General features: G+C 73.7%; 1 protein-coding gene. It reads right to left on the bottom strand.

The genetic code is table 11. The features are described 5' to 3' along the window. On the bottom strand, nt 1-255 hold a 255-nt coding region (locus HZU84_RS20185), incomplete at both ends, for an IS66 family transposase (RefSeq protein ID WP_180693140.1).

Below are 255 nucleotides of genomic sequence, written 5' to 3'. Positions count from 1 at the left end.
GCTGCACCGTCGCCCACACCCAGTGCCGGGTGCCGGATCCCGCCTGGCGCCAGCTCGTCTCGTCCATGTGCAGCACCGCCGCGCCGTGGCAGCTCGCCGCCGCCTGCTGCACCGGTGCCTGCAGCGCTTGCGCCACCAGCCCTTGCGCCTGCGAGATCGCCCCCAGGCTGAAGCGCACCCCCAGCACCTCGCCCAGCAGCGTGCGGATCTTGTCCTGCGTCAGGTGGTACCGCGTGCCCAGCGCCCCGATCAGGG

This window comes from Sphaerotilus sulfidivorans, assembly GCF_013426975.1.
GTDB lineage: Bacteria > Pseudomonadota > Gammaproteobacteria > Burkholderiales > Burkholderiaceae_C > Sphaerotilus > Sphaerotilus sulfidivorans.
The sequence above is the reverse complement of the archived record's forward strand: the minus strand, read 5'-3'. Positions and strand labels throughout refer to the sequence as shown.